Annotated in this window: 20 protein-coding genes and 1 other annotated feature (1 of these 21 cut by a window edge); of the genes, 18 read left to right on the top strand and 2 right to left on the bottom strand. The window is 48.4% G+C overall.

All coding sequences use genetic code 11. The features are described from left to right. Positions 1 to 24: 24 nt before the first annotated feature. On the bottom strand, positions 25 to 978 hold the full coding sequence (locus tag BLV22_RS05075) for an agmatinase family protein (protein ID WP_091612075.1): 954 nt from the start codon (positions 976 to 978) through the stop codon (positions 25 to 27). Positions 979 to 1,166: 188 nt separating this feature from the next. On the opposite strand from BLV22_RS05075, the gene BLV22_RS05070 reads away from it, so the two are divergent. The 4 genes from BLV22_RS05070 to pheA are packed head-to-tail and all read left to right on the top strand — an operon-like array spanning position 1,167 to position 4,436. Beyond that, positions 1,167 to 1,709, top strand: a complete 543-nt coding sequence (locus BLV22_RS05070; protein ID WP_091612072.1) for a Spo0B C-terminal domain-containing protein — start codon at positions 1,167 to 1,169, stop codon at positions 1,707 to 1,709. Positions 1,710 to 1,731: 22 nt separating this feature from the next. Further along, positions 1,732 to 3,021, top strand: a complete 1,290-nt coding sequence (gene obgE / locus BLV22_RS05065) for a GTPase ObgE (RefSeq protein WP_022793787.1) — start codon at positions 1,732 to 1,734, stop codon at positions 3,019 to 3,021. Between the two features lie 55 nt (positions 3,022 to 3,076). After that, positions 3,077 to 3,517: an ACT domain-containing protein gene (locus tag BLV22_RS05060; protein WP_269845155.1), complete on the top strand. Its 441-nt coding sequence runs from the start codon at positions 3,077 to 3,079 to the stop codon at positions 3,515 to 3,517. Positions 3,518 to 3,545: 28 nt separating this feature from the next. Next, positions 3,546 to 4,436 carry a prephenate dehydratase gene (gene pheA, locus BLV22_RS05055; RefSeq protein ID WP_091612070.1) on the top strand — a complete coding sequence of 297 codons (891 nt, stop codon included), beginning with the start codon at positions 3,546 to 3,548 and terminating at the stop codon, positions 4,434 to 4,436. Here the strand turns inward: pheA and BLV22_RS05050 are convergent. Continuing rightward, positions 4,433 to 4,990 carry a transcription repressor NadR gene (locus BLV22_RS05050; RefSeq protein ID WP_091612068.1) on the bottom strand — a complete coding sequence of 186 codons (558 nt, stop codon included), beginning with the start codon at positions 4,988 to 4,990 and terminating at the stop codon, positions 4,433 to 4,435. The genes pheA and BLV22_RS05050 overlap by 4 nt on opposite strands. Positions 4,991 to 5,112: 122 nt before the next feature. Here BLV22_RS05050 and BLV22_RS05045 point away from each other — a divergent pair, with 122 nt between their 5' ends. The 14 genes from BLV22_RS05045 (at position 5,113) to dtd (ending at position 19,382) form a co-directional block, all read left to right on the top strand. Continuing rightward, the gene (locus BLV22_RS05045) at positions 5,113 to 5,871 is read left to right on the top strand and encodes a YebC/PmpR family DNA-binding transcriptional regulator (protein ID WP_091612065.1); all 759 of its coding nucleotides are present in this window, start codon (positions 5,113 to 5,115) and stop codon (positions 5,869 to 5,871) included. 141 nt (positions 5,872 to 6,012) lie between these two features. Beyond that, positions 6,013 to 6,621, top strand: a complete 609-nt coding sequence (gene ruvA, locus BLV22_RS05040; protein ID WP_091612063.1) for a Holliday junction branch migration protein RuvA — start codon at positions 6,013 to 6,015, stop codon at positions 6,619 to 6,621. Between the two features lie 24 nt (positions 6,622 to 6,645). Beyond that, a complete protein-coding gene (ruvB, locus tag BLV22_RS05035) occupies positions 6,646 to 7,653 on the top strand; it encodes a Holliday junction branch migration DNA helicase RuvB (RefSeq protein ID WP_091612060.1) in 1,008 nt (335 codons plus the stop codon). A gap of 116 nt (positions 7,654 to 7,769) precedes the next feature. Continuing rightward, a complete protein-coding gene (gene queA / locus BLV22_RS05030) occupies positions 7,770 to 8,813 on the top strand; it encodes a tRNA preQ1(34) S-adenosylmethionine ribosyltransferase-isomerase QueA (protein ID WP_091612058.1) in 1,044 nt (347 codons plus the stop codon). Then, a complete protein-coding gene (tgt, locus tag BLV22_RS05025; protein WP_091612055.1) occupies positions 8,810 to 9,949 on the top strand; it encodes a tRNA guanosine(34) transglycosylase Tgt in 1,140 nt (379 codons plus the stop codon). Before queA ends, tgt begins: the two co-directional genes overlap by 4 nt. A gap of 32 nt (positions 9,950 to 9,981) precedes the next feature. Further along, positions 9,982 to 10,233, top strand: coding sequence for a preprotein translocase subunit YajC (yajC, locus tag BLV22_RS05020; RefSeq protein WP_261763944.1), 252 nt, complete (start codon positions 9,982 to 9,984; stop codon positions 10,231 to 10,233). A gap of 110 nt (positions 10,234 to 10,343) precedes the next feature. Beyond that, the gene (locus BLV22_RS05015) at positions 10,344 to 10,664 is read left to right on the top strand and encodes a post-transcriptional regulator (RefSeq protein ID WP_091612053.1); all 321 of its coding nucleotides are present in this window, start codon (positions 10,344 to 10,346) and stop codon (positions 10,662 to 10,664) included. 155 nt (positions 10,665 to 10,819) lie between these two features. Continuing rightward, positions 10,820 to 12,121: a protein translocase subunit SecD gene (gene secD, locus BLV22_RS15010; RefSeq protein ID WP_176967654.1), complete on the top strand. Its 1,302-nt coding sequence runs from the start codon at positions 10,820 to 10,822 to the stop codon at positions 12,119 to 12,121. Next, complete coding sequence (gene secF, locus BLV22_RS15005) at positions 12,111 to 13,061, top strand: protein translocase subunit SecF (RefSeq protein ID WP_176967653.1); 951 nt, start codon at positions 12,111 to 12,113, stop codon at positions 13,059 to 13,061. The genes secD and secF overlap by 11 nt, the downstream gene beginning before the upstream one ends. Before the next feature lie 100 nt (positions 13,062 to 13,161). Further along, on the top strand, positions 13,162 to 13,482 hold the full coding sequence (locus BLV22_RS05005) for a LapA family protein (protein ID WP_091612050.1): 321 nt from the start codon (positions 13,162 to 13,164) through the stop codon (positions 13,480 to 13,482). A gap of 162 nt (positions 13,483 to 13,644) precedes the next feature. Further along, complete coding sequence (recJ, locus tag BLV22_RS05000; RefSeq protein ID WP_091612047.1) at positions 13,645 to 16,002, top strand: single-stranded-DNA-specific exonuclease RecJ; 2,358 nt, start codon at positions 13,645 to 13,647, stop codon at positions 16,000 to 16,002. Then, entirely contained in the window at positions 15,992 to 16,513 is a 522-nt protein-coding gene (locus BLV22_RS04995; RefSeq protein WP_091612044.1) for an adenine phosphoribosyltransferase, read from the top strand. The genes recJ and BLV22_RS04995 overlap by 11 nt, the downstream gene beginning before the upstream one ends. Positions 16,514 to 16,713: 200 nt before the next feature. Beyond that, complete coding sequence (locus BLV22_RS04990; protein ID WP_091612041.1) at positions 16,714 to 18,894, top strand: RelA/SpoT family protein; 2,181 nt, start codon at positions 16,714 to 16,716, stop codon at positions 18,892 to 18,894. 29 nt (positions 18,895 to 18,923) lie between these two features. After that, positions 18,924 to 19,382 carry a D-aminoacyl-tRNA deacylase gene (gene dtd / locus BLV22_RS04985; RefSeq protein ID WP_091612038.1) on the top strand — a complete coding sequence of 153 codons (459 nt, stop codon included), beginning with the start codon at positions 18,924 to 18,926 and terminating at the stop codon, positions 19,380 to 19,382. 43 nt (positions 19,383 to 19,425) lie between these two features. After that, positions 19,426 to 19,641 (top strand) — a binding site (T-box leader); it runs 10 nt beyond the window's last position.

Here is a 19,641-nt window from a genome sequence, read left to right as displayed (position 1 = left end):
ACGAAAGGGCGCCTCTTTGTATTGTTATGCTTTTCCTTCCTGTTTTAATTTGCCGGCAAGTACATAGAGCACAGCCAGTGTGACAAAGTGAGAGGAAAAATCATTTTGGTCCTGATGCGGGTAGACTTCGACAAAATCCATGCCGCAGACTCCGTGTATACCGAATTCATGAATGAGGGTCAGCAGCTGCTCAGGGTGGAGGCCGTTGGCATCCGCCGGGCCGCCCGGATTGTAGGCATAATCTAAAATGTCGCTGCAGATACTTAAATATACTTCGTCGGTCCCCTCAGAAGCGATGTCATAGACTTCCTTGGCAAATGCTTTTAAATCCGGAGCATTGCGTATTTTATCAATAGTAATCGTAACAGCACCGGCTTCTTTGGCGGACCTGCCATTGACGGCTTTGTTGCGCGGGCCGTGAATGCCGAGATGCACGAGGCTTTCATTTCTCACTTGTTCATATTCATACAGGCGTGCAAACGGGGAACCGCGCCCGAACTCGTCGCCCATCGATTCGTCGTTATTGTCAAAGTGGGCATCGATATGGATGATGCCGATTTTTTTTCCGGTAGTTTCACCAAGCGCCCGCACGACCGGGTATGTGATGCCGTGGTCGCCTCCGAGGCCGACAGGAAAAGTGCCGGAGACCCATAAAGAAGAAGCGAATGACTGTATTGTTTCCATCGTGGCCGGGACGTCAGCCGGCGTGGTGGAAACGTCACCGGCATCTGCGAGGCTGTAGTGGCTGAGTACATCGATGTCGTCAAGCTCAGGCAGATAGCCGCTGTAGCGCTCGGAGCACTGGCGGATCACCTTTGGCCCAAGCTCGCAGCCTGTATACGCTCCCCAGGTTACCGCTCCCTCCCATGGCACGCCGTAAATAGTGGCCTGGTAGTTTGCTGCTTTCGATAAATCCTTTGCTACTGAAGAAGCGTGAAGGAAGGTCGGTGTATTTCCGTAAATGAGTGGTCGATTCATATGTGAGCACCCTCTCTGTGTATGATTTTCAATGTATAGGGAGTGAAGAAGTGTACTTGCCCGGATACGTTTACCACGTGACATGTGATACAATAAAGTGTACCATATGTGAGTAGTTTTGCGTTCGAAGCAGTGGAACAAACTGTACGGCAGCGGCAGCGCAGTGAAGTGGAAAGGCGGTAGCTCCTATGAAGGCTGAAGAGAAATTGGACGTATTGAAGCATTCCCGTCATGACTGGATGAATGTCCTGCAGCTTCTGAAAACACACGCTGCGCTTGGTAAAGTGGAAGAGCTTCAGAAAGTGATCGAAAAAACGACCTTTAAAGCTTCCCATGAAGCCAAGCTGTCAAATGTACAGGCGCCGGCGTTCGCTCTTGAGCTGATCACGTTCCATTGGCAGGAACACTGGTTTTCCATTGATTTTGAGGTGGAGGATTCGTTCAGTGCCGAGCTGGACGATCAAAAATGGACTGATTTTTTTCAAGGCCTGGCAGCACGCATTGACGAACAGGCCGAGCGAACGAGAAATAACCATCTCGAGATTTCCATCAACCAGAACGATGGGGGGCTTCCGTGTCTGGAGCTCGATTTTGAAGGTGAGTTAAAGAGTCCCGGTAGGCTTGAACAGTGGATACAAAAAGAGTCCGTAATGATAGATATGATTGAGTATATAGAAGTAAGCACAGAACACCTATATTGCGTCATTGTCGATCAAACAGGCGGTCAGTAAGAATACTAATGAGGTGAAAGAGTTGTTTGTAGATCACGTAAATTTATATGTAAAAGGCGGCGATGGCGGAGATGGCATGGTCGCCTTTCGTCGGGAAAAGTACGTCCCGGACGGCGGACCGGCCGGAGGTGACGGAGGCAGAGGCGCAGATGTCGTTTTTGAAGTGGATGAAGGACTTAGAACATTGATGGACTTCCGGTATCAGCGCCACTTTAAGGCAAAGCGCGGGGACAACGGAAGATCCAAAAACCAGCATGGCAGAGGCGGCGAAGATTTAATTGTCCGTGTACCGCCAGGCACTATTATCCGCGACCGCAGCTCCGAGGTCATGATTGCGGATTTGACAGAGCACAAACAACGGGTGGTCGTGGCAAAAGGCGGACGGGGCGGCCGTGGAAACACACGATTTGCTTCCCCTTCCAACCCGGCTCCGGAAATCAGCGAAAAAGGCGAGCCGGCGGAGGAAAAAGATATTCAGCTTGAGCTGAAGGTGCTGGCAGATGTTGGTCTCGTCGGTTTTCCGAGCGTTGGTAAATCCACGCTGTTGTCTATTGTATCAGCGGCGCGGCCAAAGATTGCCGATTATCCATTTACTACACTAAAGCCGAACCTCGGCGTTGTGGATGCAGGAGAAGGAAAAAGCTTTGTGATGGCGGACCTGCCGGGACTTATTGCCGGAGCCCATGAAGGCGTTGGACTCGGAGCCCAATTTTTACGTCATATTGAACGGACACGGGTGCTTGTGCATATCGTGGATATGGCCGGCGAGCTCGAAGGCCGGGACCCGTTTGAGGATTTTCAGCAGATCAATGCAGAACTGCGGGAGCACAACCTTCGGCTGCTTGAACGTCCGATGGTAGTAATGGCTAACAAGATGGACATGCCGGGCACAGAGGAACAGCTTGAAGAGTTTAAAAAGAAGCTCCCGGAAGGTATTGAAGTATTTCCTGTATCTACACTTCGAAAGCAGGGGATTCAGCCGCTTCTGCAAAGAGTGGCGGATCTGGTGGAAACGACCCCTGCCTTTCATTTGTATGATGAAGAGGACCAGGAAGAGAAAGTGGTGTACACGCTTGATGAAAAAGAAGCTCCGTTTTATATCGGCCGTGCCGACGACGGTGCTTATGTACTGTACGGACCGGACATCGAAAAACACTATAGAATGGCGGACCTCTCCCACGAAGATTCGATGCAGCGCTTTTCAAGGAAAATGCGCAATATGGGTGTCGATGAAGCACTGCGTGAACGCGGAGCTAAGCACGGAGATACAGTAAGGCTGCTGGACTTTGAGTTTGAATTTGTTGATGGGTAAGCAGTCAGTATAAATCAGAGTATAAAAGAGTGTGGTGAAAGCAGTGGCAGACAGAATTGATCATTTCTATCTTGTACGGGAAGATCTGTTGACAGATGCAATGCAGAAAACGTTGGAAGCAAAAGCACTGCTCGAAAGCGGGAAGGTGCACAAGGTGGCGGAAGCGGTACAGCATGTGGATCTGAGCCGCAGCGCATTTTACAAATACCGGGATGCTATTTTCCCGTTCCATACGATGATACAGGAGCAGATTATTACATTATCAATCCAGCTCGCCGATCGTTCCGGCTCCCTGTCGGAGCTGCTGCGCATTGTAGCAGAAGCGAATTCAAATGTGCTGACTATTAATCAGACGATCCCGCTGCAGGGGCGGGCAAACATCACGTTAACTGTTGATACGTCGGCGCTCAGTCTGGAAATCCGTGACTTTGTACGCAAAATCCAGGGAATGGAATTTGTGGAAAAGGCTGAAATAGTCGGGTCCGGATCGCTGTAAAGAGTAGAAACGTAAAGGAGTGGAAAGAGTGAAGCGAGTGGGATATCTTGGCCCGAGGGGCACTTTTACAGAAATGGCGGCCCGGGTGCTTTTTCATGAGCAGGTACTTGAGCCCTTTGATACGATTGCAGAAGGGATGAAGCTGACGGAACAGCAGGAGATAGATATTGCTGTTGTACCGCTTGAAAATGCGATCGAAGGATCGGTGAATGTGACCCTGGACTATTTGATTCATAAACATGAACTGCCGATTATTGGGGAAGTGACTGTGCCGATTGAGCAGCACCTGCTGGCTCTTCCGGGAGAAAAAGAGCAATGGGAGCAGGCGGAATTTGTGCATTCACACCCGCACGCCATCGCCCAGTGCCATGAATTTTTAAGCCGGTGGATGCCGGAGACGAAAGCGCAGTTTACAAATTCCACCAGTGCCGCTGCAAAAAAGCTGAGTGAAGGTACTGCCGAAGGTGTGGTTATCGCGACCAGGCTTGCTGCGAAGCAGTATGGCCTGGAGATTGTGAAGGAGAACATTCATGACTATACGAACAACCATACCCGCTTTGTGGTGCTTGCAGGCAGTGAGGACCGGGCGGAAAGTCTTTTGGAGGAACAGAAAGTAACGGAGAGGACGACGATGGTCATTACGCTGCCCTCCGACTATCCGGGTGCTTTGCATCAAGTACTTGCAGCTTTTTCATGGCGGAAATTAAATTTAACAAAAATTGAATCCCGTCCAATGAAGACCGGGATTGGAAATTACTTTTTTGTTATGGACGTGGAACAGCCGGAGGATGATATTTTGATTCCAGGCGTTATTGCGGAGCTTGAAGCCCTCGGCTTCGGGGTCCGGGTCCTCGGGCATTATCCGTGCTTTGAACCCTCTGCGGCCGAGGCGAAAGTAGACAGCCGGACAACAGGCTAATTGTCCTCATTGATCAGGTAGGCATGATTTTTTAAAGCTTCAAGCAGAACATTGAACTGGGCGTGCGAAGGAATTTCAATGGTGTGAAGATGAACGCCGGCGGTCAGCTCTGAGAGCATGGAAGCATTTGTGTTTTTCATATTCTCGATAAAGCGGTCCGCGTCGATCCTGCTTTCAATCATTAAGGATGCGGTAATATCTCCGTAGACGGGATGCTCGACGGAAACATCAATAACTTTCCCCCCGTGATCTACAATCAAGTACAGTTCCTTTAGGGTGCTGTCCGGATCGGAAGGATGGGAGACGGCTACGCGCTTTCTTACTTTCTGGCCCGTGTCCTTATTTTTTATAATAATGTAGCCCTGGGATGTAGCGAGAATAGGATGTCCCTGAGCTTTCAGTAAAGACATGTCCTGGACGATAACCTGGCGGCTGACGCTCGCCCTTGAAGCAAGAGAGCTTCCGGTCAGCGGCCGGGTGGACATTTCCAGCCATTCGAGCAGTTGACTGCGCCGGTCGGCTCCGAGCATTTTTTTCGAAGAATGATTAGGCATGATAATACCTCACTTTGTAGGGTGCTACTCTATATCATAGCGGTAATGTGTTTTTATTGTAAATTAAAAACTGCCGCCATTTTATTCTATATCAGGCGGTGAAGACAGGAAGGAGAAACGTCATGGCAGGACATTCGAAATGGAACAATATTAAGCGTCGCAAAGAAGCTCAGGATTCCAAACGGGCAAAGATATTCACGAAATTGTCGAAGGAAATTTTCGCCGCTGTCCGGGAGGCAGGAGATGATCCCGACCAGAATCTTCGTTTGCGTATGGCGATCACAAAAGCGCGGGCAGCGAATATCCCAAATGAAAATATTACGCGGACCATCAAAAAAGCAAAAGGACAAGGCGCGGAACTGCAGTATGAAGAAATGACGTACGAAGGGTACGGCCCTGGCGGAGCAGCTGTAATGGTAAAAACGTTAACTGACAATAAAAACCGCACAGTGGCGGATATTCGCGCCGCTTTTAATAAAAACGGAGGAAACCTCGGAGAGAATGGCTGCGTCTCGTTTCTTTTCAATAAAGAAGGCTTTCTGGCCGTAGACCGTGAAAATGTTGAAGCTGATGAAGACACGTTCATGCTTGAAGCGGTGGAAGCTGGGGCTAATGATATGGAGTACGATGACCACGGCTTTTATATTTACACTGAGCCCGATGATTTCGAAGCTGTAAAAGGAGCTATGGAGCATACGTATCATTTTTCCACGGCAGAGGTTACCATGATTCCGGAAACGAAAACCCATTTAGAAGATGAGCATGCCCGGAAAATGCTCAAATTGATCGACACGCTTGAAGATAATGATGATGTGCAGAGCGTGTACCATAACTTTGAAGCAGAAGAAGAGCAGATGGAACGTCTGGAAGTTTCCTCGTAAACCTTTCACCCCGCCGGTGGAAGGTTTTTAACGCGAAGGCGTTTGACAGACTGGTCGAATAGTCATTTTTCAACGGGGGCGATCTTTGCTATGATATAGGAAAGCATGTTCGCATTTCAATAAGGCAAGGAGAGGACCACAGTGATCGAATTCGTAAAGGGACGCGTGGATCATATAAAAGGAGACACGATCACGATTGAAAACAACGGGATCGGCTATTTAATCTATTGCTCCAATCCTTTTGTATTTAACGGCCAGCAGCCAGATGAAGAAACAGTAGTATATACATATCAGTATGTAAAAGAGGACGTGAATCGTCTGTACGGCTTTCGTTCAAGAAAAGAGCGCGAGCTGTTTGAACAGCTGCTGCAGGTTTCGGGAATAGGGCCGAAAGGCGCTCAGGCGATTCTTGCCTCCGGGGACCCGGGGCAGGTCGTAGGAGCTATTGAAAACGAAGACGAAGCGTTTTTAACGAAATTCCCGGGGGTCGGTAAAAAAACAGCAAAGCAGATGATTATCGACCTGAAAGGAAAACTGACCGGCGTTTATGATGCGGTAACAGTTGCGGGAGCGCCGGTGTCCCTGCTTGACGAGCAGCAGCCGGGCGGAGACCTCGAGGAAGCGCTTGAAGCGCTGACGGCTCTTGGCTACGGAGAAAAAGAAATCAAAAAAGTGCGCCCACATTTGGAGAAAGAACAGCTGAGTGCAGATGAATATGTAAGAAAAGCCCTGCAGTGGATGCTCACATAGCAGAAAACGGAGGAGGAAAAATTCTTGGAAGATAGAATTGTTTCTCAGGAAGCAGAATCAGGAGAAGATTTGGTGGAACAAAGCATTCGTCCGGACCGGCTCCGGGAATATATCGGACAGCGGAAAGTAAAGGAAAACCTGGAAGTGTTTATTGAAGCGGCGAAGCTTCGGGAAGAGCCGCTTGACCATACATTGCTTTACGGACCGCCCGGCCTTGGGAAAACGACGCTTGCCATGATTATTGCACGTGAGATGGATGTAAACATCCGGACGACGAGCGGCCCTGCTATTGAAAGGCCCGGAGATCTGGCCGCGGTCATGACAGCTCTCGAGCCCGGTGACGTACTTTTTATCGATGAGATACACCGGCTCCCCCGGGCGGTGGAGGAAGTCCTCTACCCGGCTATGGAGGATTTTTGCATCGATATCGTGATTGGCAAGGACAGCTCTGCGCGTTCTGTCCGCCTTGATCTTCCCCCGTTCACGCTGATTGGCGCCACTACGAGAGCGGGCCTGCTCTCCGCACCGCTCAGAGATCGTTTCGGAGTGCATGCGCGCCTGGAATACTACGTGGAGGAGGACCTGGCTGAAATTGTCCGGCGGTCGGGAGATTTATTCCAGCTCAATATTGATAAAGGGGCAGCCTACGAGCTGGCCAGAAGATCCCGCGGGACGCCCCGGGTAGTGAACCGGCTGCTGCGACGAGTGCGTGATTTTGCGCAGGTGCAGGGGGACGGAAGTATCACGATGGAGCTGGCGAATCATGCACTCGAACGGCTGCAGGTGGATAAGCTCGGCCTTGACCACATCGACCATAAATACCTGCTCGGCTTAATTGAAACCTTCCGGGGAGGCCCGGCCGGCGTGGAGGCGATAGCGGCAAAGATCGGCGAGGAGGCTCACACGCTTGAAGACGTGTATGAGCCGTATCTGATGCAGATTGGATTTTTGCAGCGGACGCCACGAGGAAGAAAAGCGGCTCCGCTTGCGTACGAGCATTTTGGTTATCCGTATCAGGAAGATAATACATGAGCCGTGTTTAAGGAGCCAGCACTTTGCGGTGCTGGATTTCTTTCGTGCAAAAATCAGTAAATTCTTATATAATAGCTTTTGGTTTTACGTGATTGAACGAATAGGAAGGGTTAGCCATGAATATAAATGAATTTGATTTTGAACTGCCCGAGGAGCTGATCGCGCAGCAGCCGCTGAAAGAACGGGATCAGTCTCGGCTGCTTGTGATGAATACGAAGGAAGAAACAATTGCGCACGAACAGTTTCATCAGATTGAAGATTATCTTGAGGCCGGGGACTGTTTAGTGCTAAACAACACAAAAGTATGGCCGGCGAGGCTCATCGGTGAAAAAAAAGAAACCGGTGCAGGCATTGAAGTACTGCTGCTCCAGCAGGAGGGCGACAAGTGGGAGACGCTTGTGAAGCCGGCGAAACGAGTGAAGCCGGGGACCGTAGTCACCTTCGGGGACGGCCGTTTGACCGCAGAATGCACAAAGGTGCTTGAACACGGGGGCCGGGAAATGGTATTCACCTATGACGGTATTTTTCTTGAGATTCTCCAGGAGCTTGGCGAAATGCCCCTTCCTCCTTATATCAAAGAAAAACTTGAAGACCAGGACCGCTACCAGACCGTATATGCCGAGCATTACGGCTCCGCTGCAGCGCCTACGGCAGGGCTTCACTTTACGACAGCCCTGCTTGAACGACTGAAAGCAAAAGGAGTTCGTACGGCGCATTTGACGCTGCATGTCGGACTCGGGACGTTTCGCCCGGTATCTGCCGAAACGGTAGAAGAGCATGATATGCATGCGGAATTTTATCATCTTCCACAGGAAACAGCCGAAATTTTAAATGAAACGAAATCGGCGGGTAAACGTATAATTGCAGTGGGGACGACGTCAGCGCGTACGCTCGAAACCGTGGCAGGCAAACAGGAAAATAAATTTATGGAAGCAAGAGGCTGGACGGATATTTTCATTTATCCCGGATACACATTCCAGGGGATTGATGCACTTTTAACAAATTTCCATCTGCCAAAGTCTACACTGGTGATGCTTGTGAGCGCTCTTGCCGGGAAAGAATTTCTTTTCCGGGCATACGGGGAAGCCATACGCGAAAGGTACCGTTTTTTTAGTTTTGGAGATGCAATGCTTATACACTCGGGAGGAAATAACGAATGACCGCAGTAACATACGAACATATTAAGACGTGCCGGCAGTCAGGAGCACGGCTCGGCAAAGTGCACACACCGCATGGGTCGTTTGACACTCCTGCCTTTATGCCGGTGGGGACGCTTGCCACCGTGAAAACATTGAGCCCGGAGGAACTGGAGTCGATGGGCGCAGGAATGATTTTAAGCAACACGTATCATTTATGGATACGGCCCGGCGAAGATATTGTGGAAGAAGCCGGCGGCCTGCATAAATTCATGAACTGGAATAAGCCAATTCTCACCGATTCCGGAGGGTTTCAGGTCTTCAGCCTGAGCAAGCTTCGGGATATTAAAGAAGAAGGCGTTCATTTCCGGAACCATATTTCCGGAGCCAAATTATTTCTCTCCCCGGAAAAAGCGATGCAGATTCAAAACTCTCTTGGTGCCGACGTGATGATGGCATTTGACGAGTGTCCGCCCTATCCAGCCGAGGAAGAATACATGAAAGCATCTGTTGAACGTACGACCAGATGGGCTGAGCGGTGTCTTGAGGCACATACCCGTCCAAAGGATCAGGCATTATTTGGAATCGTGCAGGGCGGAGATTACCGGCATTTGCGCGAAAAATCTGCAAAAGAGTTGATTTCAATGGACTTTCCGGGTTACGCTATAGGCGGATTATCTGTTGGAGAGCCGAAGGAAACGATGAACCGAGTGCTGGAATATACGACCCCGCTTCTCCCTCAAAACAAACCACGCTATTTGATGGGAGTCGGGTCGGCAGATGCGTTAATTGATGGATCTATCCGAGGGATAGATATGTTTGATTGCGTTCTTCCAACAAGAATCGGCCGAAACGGAACGTGTATGACAAGCAAAGGCAGACTGGTCGTAAGAAACGCTTCAAATGCCAGAGACTTTCGCCCGATAGATGAGGCATGCGGGTGCTATACCTGCCGTAATTACTCAAGGGCTTACATCCGGCATCTGATCAAAAGTGAAGAAACGTTTGGCGTCCGGCTTACTTCGTACCATAACTTATATTTTCTACTGTCTTTAATGCAGCAAGTACGCGAGGCTATCCAGCAAGATCGTCTGCTCGATTTTCGGGAAACTTTTTTTGAACAATACGGCTTTAACCGTCCGGATGCTAAAAATTTCTAGATCGGAAAGCTAAAGGGACAAGGGGTGAAACAGTGAGTACAATTATCGTATTGGTTTTGATGTTTCTCATATTCTATTTCCTTTTGATTCGTCCGCAGCAAAAGCAGCAGAAGCGGATTAAGGAAATGCATGCAAACCTGCAGAAGGGTGACCATATCGTTACTATTGGCGGTATACACGGCACTATTGATGCTATTGATGAAAACAAAATCATCGTGGACGTGGACGGCAGCATGAAATTGACGTTTGACCGGAACGCGGTCCGCGAAACAGTAAATGAATAGTTTGTACAGAATTCCCGTTTATGAATAAACGGGAATTTTTTCATCCTGTGAAAAAAGTATGTTTGCCACATCTTCATGGTTCAGTATAATGAAAAGGAGGAGGTGTTCTGATGGAAAAAGTCTGGGAAGAATGGAAGACGGTTGTTTATCCGGCACTTGAGAGCAAAGTGAAGGAGTTTGAAACACTGGGATACAAAAACATACATATAGATGAAATCTGGGAAATGAGCGTAAGCCAAATGAAAAAACGTAAGGCTGACCCGGCATTACATACAATTGTGCAAACGATTCTGCATATGAAAATGCACGATTACATGCAGCAGAAAACGATCGAATCGTACAAAAAGATTGAACAAAAGAAAAACTATGATGAAGCTCTGGAGGAAATACTGGCCCAGGTGAGCGGCAATGTAGCAGAAAAGGTCGATTGACATTTAATTCTGCGCATACGTATAATTGCTCTTGTTTGAGAAACATTGAACGGATAAAGGAGAGAAGGACCAGACGGCACGCTCCGCTCTGGTTTATTTATGGGAGCAGAAGTATCATATAACGGCGGATCGAAGCACGGGAGGATGAACCTGGAATGGTGAAGAAATCAAGGATTGTTTATTTCTTTTTAATTATTTTTGCGCTGGCGGCATTAATGATCCCAACGTCGGAAAAAATTGTGAACGGTATCGACCTCGGGCTTGATCTTCAGGGCGGTTTTGAAGTGCTCTATGAAGTAGAGCCTCAGGAAGAAGGACAGGAAATTACAGATGAAACTTTGCAGAACACGGTAGCTGCGCTGACGCAGCGGGTAGACATTTTGGGTGTATCCGAGCCGAATATTACCATTGAAGGTGAGGACCGTATACGTGTACAGCTCGCTGGTGTTGAAGATCAGCAGTCCGCACGGGAGCTGCTTTCTACAGAAGCGAACCTGAGCATTAGGGACGTAGACGACAACGAACGGTTATCCGGAAGTGACATTCAGGAAAACAGTGCTTCGGTGAACTTTGACGATTCAAACAACCCAATCGTCACGGTTTCCTTAAGAGACGGGGACCAGTTTGGCGAGGTGACGGAAAATATTATTAATGAATACCAGCCTCCAGACAACCGGCTGGTCATCTGGCTGGATTACGAAGAAGGGGATTCCTACGAAGAAGAAGCAACGAAGGAGGATCCGAAGTTTATTTCTGCTCCGGCAGTAGATGAGCCGCTGTATACACAGGACATTCAGATTGAAGGCGACTTTAGTGTCGAAGAAGCAGAAAACATTGCAGACATTTTAAATTCAGGATCGCTGCCGGTAGACCTCGAAGAAGTGTATTCGAATTCGGTCGGTGCTTCATTGGGTGAGCAGGCAATGGATAAAACCATTTTTGCGACGATTATCGGTGTCGGGCTGATTTTCTTATTCATGCTCGTATTCTACCGTTTTACTGGCTTTATCGCTGTGTTGACACTCAGTACTTACATCTATTTTGTGTTGGCAGTATTTAACTTTATCCAGGGCGTATTGACGCTGCCAGGGATAGCGGCGCTTGTTCTTGGGGTAGGTATGGCTGTTGATGCGAATATTATTACGTATGAACGGATTAAAGAAGAGATAAAATATGGCAGATCCATTTTATCGGCGTACCGTTCAGGAGCAAGAAGATCTCTCGGTACAATTATCGACGCGAACGTCACAACCCTGATTGCTGCCGGGGTGCTTTTCTACTTCGGAACAAGCTCGGTGCAGGGCTTTGCCTTGATGCTGATCGTGAGCATACTGGTAAGCTTCATTACGGCAGTGCTTGGTACAAGACTGCTTCTCGGCCTGTGGGTGAACAGCCGGATCTTTAATAAAAAACCGAAAGTGTTTGGCGTAAAGGAGCGTGACATCCATGAACCTTAATAACAGCAGGAAGATCTTAAAACGGGTGATTCCTTTCGTCAAATTCCGGAATGTTTTTTTCCTGATTACTCTCGCGTACATTCTTGCCGGAGGCATACTTTTGTCCACGATCGGCTTAAACCTTGGCATCGATTTTCAGAGCGGGTCAAGAGTAGAGGTTTCCGCAGATGAGCCGTTGACCGAAGAACAGGTACGCTCGGATTTTGAAGAGGTGGAGGGGAATTTGGAGCCGGATGATATTACGCTTGGCGGAGATAATAATACAATTGCTTCCGCACGCTTTATCGGAGAGCTTTCCCAGGAGGAAATAGCTGCCGTGCAAACGTATTTTGAAGAAGAATACGGAAGCGTTCCAAATACGGGAACTGTCTCTCCGCAGGTCGGCCAGGAGCTCGCACAGAATGCATTTATATCTGTGCTGATTGCTTCGCTCGGACTGATAATTTATATTACGATCCGCTTTCAGTTTTTATACGGAGTTGCCTCGATTATTGCCCTTCTTCACGATGCCTTCTTTATTATTGGCTTTTTCAGCCTGTTGCAGGTGGAAGTGAATGTGCCGTTTATTGCAGCGGTTCTAACAATTGTAGGTTATTCCATTAACGATACGATTGTGACGTTTGACCGGATCCGGGAAAACATGCCGCCGGCAGAAGAAATTGAATCGTTTGAAGACCTCGCAGAAGTAGTGGATGTCAGCCTGAATCAGACGCTCACGCGCTCTATCAATACTGTACTGACAGTAGTATTTGCGGCAGCGGCACTGTTTATTTTCGGAGGCGAAGGGATACGGTCATTTTCTCTGGCCCTGCTTGTCGGCCTGGTCGCTGGAACGTATTCCTCCATTTTCCTGGCTGCCCAGCTGTGGGTGATCTGGAACTGGAAAAAAATTAAACGGGACCGTGAAAAGGCGCCGGCAGAAGAAGAACCGGAACCATGAAAAGAAAGCTTCCCTTTTTGAAAGGGAGGCTTTTTATGGTTATTTTTGCAATTATACGGGTATAATAAAGGAGAACACAGATTGTGAAAGGAGTGAAAAAATGAAAGCACAAACAGGTTTAATCATGGGACTGATTTTAGCACTTATTATCGCTGTTTTTGCCGTGATTAATGTAAATAGTGTAGAAGTAAATTTATTGTTTGGCACAGGGGAATGGCCTCTGATTATTGTCATTTTGGTTTCTGTACTACTTGGGGCTATGGTGGCAGGATTTCTCAGCATGTTCCGTATCTATAAGCTGAAAGCAGAAGTGCGTCGTCTCCGGAAAGCTACGGACGATCACAGTGCTTCTGTCGGCTCAAGAACAACAGGCACCACGCACGAAAACGATGATAAAGGAAAATCCAGCCGTTCATCATAAATACAGTAATTTTCGCTTCTTTTCCCGTCGTTGGGAAGGGAAGCTTTTTTGCGAGGCGGCATACAGATAAAATAGCTTTTATCCCGTAAGTATTTTCGATACAATAGTGAATGCAGACAATGAACATTTGAAACGCTAAAGCAAGAAAAGAGGAAGAGATATATGCTGCAGTCACGAACAAGATGGCATCAGCCCGAGGTGGACGAACGTCTTGCAGAACAGCTTAAAAAGGAGCTGAACGTAAGTGTAATATCTGCGCGGCTTCTTGCTGCAAGAGGATTTGAATCAGCAGAGAAAGTCCGGCAGATGATTCATAATGACTGGTCTATTGTACATAATCCGTATTTGCTTGATGGAATGGAAGAAGCCGTCCGCCGTATTCAGCAGGCGGTTGAGAATAAAGAACGGATTCTCGTGTTCGGAGATTACGATGCGGATGGAGTGTCGAGCACAACTATCATGATCCGGCTCTTAACCGAGCTCGGAGCTTCATTTGGCTGGTATATTCCTAACCGGTTTACGGAAGGATACGGCCCGAATGTCCCGGCTTTTCAGTCGGCTCATGATGAAGGAGCTTCACTCATTATTACCGTGGATACGGGCATCGCAGCGGTTAATGAAATCCAGACTGCCAATGATTTAGGTATGGATGTTATTATTACCGACCACCACGAACCGCCCCCGGAGCTGCCGCCTGCATATGCGATCATTAACCCGAAGAAACCGGGATGTACGTATCCGTTTAAGGAACTTGCCGGGGTCGGGGTTGCTTATAAGTTAGCACATGCTCTTCTCCCCGAGGAGCCTGTTCACTGGCTCGATATTGTCACACTTGGCACGATCAGTGACCTTGTGCCGCTCATGGAGGAAAACCGGCTGTTCGTGCAGCGGGGACTCGCCCTTTTAACGAACAGTAAACTCCCCGGCATTCAGGCGTTAAAGCGAATATGCAGCATTGAAGGGGAACAGCTTGAAGAAGATCATGTCGGCTTTGCAATGGGACCGCGTTTGAATGCCGCGGGCCGTATGGAAGAAGCGGATCCTGCTGTACATCTTCTGACTGCAGCTACGCTCGACGAAGCAGAATCGTGGGCGGAAATGATCGATGACTTGAATAATGAACGCAAATCGCTTGTTGAAAGTATGACCAAAGAAGCGGTGGAAGAAGTAGAAACGAACTTTCCTGTAGAAGACAATCCATTCATTATCGTGGCAGGGGAAGGATGGAACGCCGGCGTAATCGGCATCGTGGCGAGTCGTCTGGTGGAGAGATACTACCGACCGGTAATCGTTATGAGTGTTGATGCAGCAAGTGGGGAAGCCAAAGGCTCGGCAAGAAGCATCGAAGGCTTCGATATGTTCCAAGAGCTTTCGAAAAACCGAGACGTGCTCCAAAAATTTGGAGGGCATCCAATGGCGGCAGGCATGTCTTTGGATCCTGCAGAGATCGATACCCTGAGAACCCGCATGGTCAGCCAGGCAAAGGAAACGCTGAGCAGCGAACTGCTGGTTCCGGCGACGCATATTGACGTCCATGTTTCGGTAAGTGATATTACGATTGAGGCGGTCGAAGACCTGCGAAACCTTGCCCCGTTTGGCGTCGGTAATCCAAAGCCGGTTTTCCGGATTGAAAAAACGGTTCTCGAATCTGTGAAAACGATAGGTGCATCGAAAAATCACTTAAAGATGGCACTCGCTGCCGGTGGGAAAAAACTGGATTGTGTCGGGTTTCATCTCGGGTATTTATCGGAAAGCCTGACAGAAAATGAAGAAGTCTCCGTCGTTGGGGAACTGAGCATCAATGAATGGAACGGCTTCCGCAAGCCGCAGTTATTTTTAAGGGACGCGAAGGTGGAGCAGATTCAAATATTTGACCGCAGAAAAGAAAAACGGGTGACGTTTGCGGACAATACAGACACGGCAGTCCTGGCTTTTACAGAAGAGCAGCAAAAAGAGCTGGCTGCATCTGCCGGACATGCTGCCATTCTTAATGGGGCCGATACGGACGGCCGGGCACATCACGCCGCCAATGTAGTGATAGCGGATATGCCCCCCTCTCTCGATACGCTCAAGCAGGCGCTTGCGGTCTTCCCGCAGGCAGCGAATATTTATGTGTACTTTCAGGGAAGAGAAAAAGCGTATTTTCATTCGATGCCCTCAAGAGAGCAGTTTAAATGGTATTACGCTTTTCTGAAAAAGCGCGGTTCGTTTGATCTGAACAGCCAGGGAAGGAAACTGGCCGAGCATAAACAGTGGAAAACGGAAGATCTGTTTTTTATGAGCCAAGTGTTTTTTGAATTAGGTTTTGTTAAAATGAAAGATGCAGTTGTCTCGGCAGAAGAAAAGCCTGCGAAAAAGGATTTAACTGACTCCTCTTCCTACCAGGAAAAAATGGAGGCGAGAAATGTTGAGCAGGAATTGATGTTTACTCCGTTTCCGCAATTAAAAAAACGGCTCCTTTCCTGGCTGCCGGAAGAAACTATATTAGATGTAAGGAAGAAGGTAAACCATGGACTTTAAAGATTACATAACAGTGATCGAAGATTATCCTGAAAAGGGAATCCGGTTTAAAGATATTACAACTCTTATGCAGAACGGGCCTGTGTACCGGCAGGCCATCGACAATATGATCGAATTTGCCGACAAGCATGACGTTGATGTAATTGTCGGACCGGAAGCGAGAGGGTTTGTGGTCGGCTGCCCGGTGGCTTATGCAATGGAAAAAGCATTTGTGCCGATCCGCAAAGAAGGCAAGCTGCCACGGGAAACCATTACGGAAGATTACGGCCTGGAATACGGGGAAGCAAGTCTGTCGATTCATACAGACGCCATTAAGCCCGGCCAGCGGGTGCTTATCACCGATGATCTGCTTGCTACTGGTGGTACCGTAAAAGCTACTGTGCAGCTGGTTGAAAAGCTTGGGGGAGTAGTGGCAGGTCTCGCCTTCTTTATCGAGCTTTCCTATCTGGATGCAAGAAACAATAAAGAATTGAATGACTATAATGTCTATTCTTTAGTCACGTTTGATTAATACGGATATTTGTCTTAAGCCCCCTGCCAACCAGTGGTTCGGGGGTTATTATTATACCTGGAGGAGCCTGCGGCGGAAAAAAGGCCTGAGGCTTGAAATTAGAGTCAATTAGCGTTATATTTCTTCATATTCAGATGTTTATGTCCGGTAGGTGTACCGTGTATCTATTATAAGGTGGAAAGGCGAATAAGGGTGATTCCATGACGATTGATGAAGTAATGGAAAAAGCGGGCGTTTATTTATCCGAAGCGAATGTCGCTTTTTTGGATAAGGCTTATCATTATGCAGAAAAAGCCCATCAGGAACAATACCGGAAGTCAGGCGAGCCTTATATCCTGCACCCTATTCAGGTAGCCGGTATTCTAATAGAACTGCAATTGGATCCTGACACGATCGCGGCTGCTTTTATGCATGATGTGGTTGAAGACACAGAAGTGACCGTCGAAGATCTCGAACGGGAATTTAACAGCGAAGTTGCTATGCTTGTAGACGGTGTCACGAAGCTGAAAAAAATCAAATACAAATCGAAGGAACAGCAGCAGGCCGAAAACCACCGCAAGATGGTGGTTGCAATGGCCAAGGACATCCGGGTGATCCTGATTAAGCTTGCAGACCGCCTGCACAACATGCGGACCCTGAAGCATCTTCCACCGGAAAAACAGCGCCGCATTTCTAATGAAACATTGGAAATTTTTGCCCCGCTTGCTCATCGATTAGGTATTTCCACAATCAAATGGGAGCTTGAGGATACGGCGCTCCGTTACCTCGAGCCCCAGCAGTATTACCGCATTGTGAATTTGATGAAACAAAAGCGCGCCGAACGGGAAGAATACATTGACCAGGTGATTGATAACATTCAGGAAAACGTGAATGATTTAAAAATCAATGCCGAAATGTACGGGCGGCCGAAGCATATCTACAGCATTTACCGAAAAATGGTGAAGGATAAAAAGCAGTTTAATGAAATTTATGACCTGCTGGCTGTACGTATTATTGTGGACAGTATTAAGGACTGCTACGCCGTGCTTGGAATTATTCACACCTGCTGGAAGCCGATGCCGGGCCGTTTCAAGGACTATATCGCCATGCCGAAGGCGAATATGTATCAGTCTCTTCATACGACCGTCATCGGGCCGAACGGCGAGCCTCTCGAGGTACAGATCCGCTCGAGGGAAATGCACCGTATCGCTGAATTTGGTGTGGCAGCTCACTGGGCGTATAAGGAAGGCAAGGACGCGCAGAACAAACAGTCCCTTGAAGACAAGCTCACCTGGTTCCGTGAAATTCTGGAATGGCAGGACGATACGCCGGACGCCCAGGAGTTTATGGAATCGCTCAAGATCGACTTATTTTCCGATATGGTGTTTGTGTTTACGCCAAAGGGCGATGTCATTGAGCTTCCGCGTGGATCAGTCCCGATTGATTTTGCCTATCGGATTCATACGGAGATCGGCAACAGGTCGATTGGGGCAAAGGTAAATGGCAAAATGGTGCCGCTTGATCATGAACTGACGACCGGTGATATTGTAGAAATGCTTACGTCCAAGCATTCCTACGGTCCAAGCCAGGATTGGCTGAAGCTGACGAAAAGCTCTCATGCCAAAAATAAAATCAAGCAGTTTTTCAAAAAAGAACGGCGTGAAGAAAATATTCAAAAAGGCCGTGAAATGGTGGAGCGCGAGCTGCGGGCGCAAAACTACGAGCCTAAAGAGATATTAAACGAAGAAAACCGGCAGGAAACAGCCGACAAATTCAGCTTTTCCAATGACGAAGATATGTTTGCGGCAGTAGGGTATAACGGTGTCAGTCCGAAGCAGATTGTCACAAGGCTGACCGACCGGGCCCGCCAGGAGCAGGAACAGGCCGCTGAACAAAAGTCTGTGGCTGAAGCTGTCAAAGACGTACAGCCGTCAACGCCAACGAGAAAGACCGGTGCCGGAGTGAGAGTTAAAGGTGTCGATAATCTGCTCGTGCGTCTGTCGCGATGCTGTAACCCGGTTCCGGGCGATGACATTGTAGGCTTTATTACGAAAGGCCGGGGCGTTTCCGTGCACCGGAGCGACTGTCCAAATATTAAAAACGAAGATTCGGAACCGCGTCTATTATCTGTTGAGTGGGAAGGCGCGGCTGAGAAATCGAAAAACTATAATGTGGATATTGAAGTGACCGGTTATGACCGGCGCGGGCTTTTAAACGCTGTGCTGCAGGCGGTGACTGAAACGAAAACCAATATGAGCGCTGTCAGCGGCAAAGCAGATAAAAACAAAATGGCTATTATTCATGTAACAGTAAATATCAGCAATACCGATCATCTGCGCCGGGTCGTGGATAAAATTAAGGGGCTCCCTGATATTTATTCCGTGCGGCGGGTGATGCATTAACGATTGCAGGAGAGAAAGGGTCGTTCAGCGTGAAAGTGGTACTGCAGAGAAGCAAAGAGGCGGCGTGCCGTGTCGGGGATGAAGTAACTGGAGAAATATCTTCAGGACTGGTGCTTTTTGTAGGCATTCACGGAGAGGACACTGAAAAGGACCTGGCGTGGATGGCAGAGAAGGTTAGCAATCTCCGCGTGTTTGAGGACGAAGCGGGGAAAATGAACCGATCTGTGCTCGACGAAGGTGCCCGCGTATTATCTATTCCCCAGTTTACGCTTTACGGCAATACGCAGAAAGGGCGCCGCCCAAACTTTATGGAAGCGGCGGCGCCGGATAAGGCCAAAGCGTATTATCTCCAGTTTAACGAACTTCTCGCACAGCAAAGCGTTCACGTGGAAACAGGTGTGTTCGGTGCGGATATGGATATATCTCTTACGAATAACGGACCGGTGACCCTCATACTGGATTCCCCGAAAAGCCAGGGAAATGGTTGACAATCCCCGGGAAGATTCGTAAGATTGTTTTACAGAAGAACAGCTAAATCCGATGATAAAGAAAGTAAACAGCGCGGCAGACTGCCAGAGAAGAAGGACCTGAGGCTGGAAGTCCTTCTCTTTCTCCCCTGTTGAAAGACACTTTGTAGGTTTTATTTCGAATGCTGCCGAGCAGCCGGTAGGAATAAACGTGCGCCTTCGTTACAGGCATGAAGTGGAAACGAGTGTCGTTTCAATTAGGGTGGCAACGCGGATCAAC

Source organism: Marinococcus luteus (assembly GCF_900106595.1).
In the GTDB taxonomy this organism is placed as follows: Bacteria; Bacillota; Bacilli; order Bacillales; family Marinococcaceae; genus Marinococcus; species Marinococcus luteus.
Note: the sequence above shows the minus strand (reverse complement) of the source record. Positions and strands in the feature narration are given on the sequence as shown.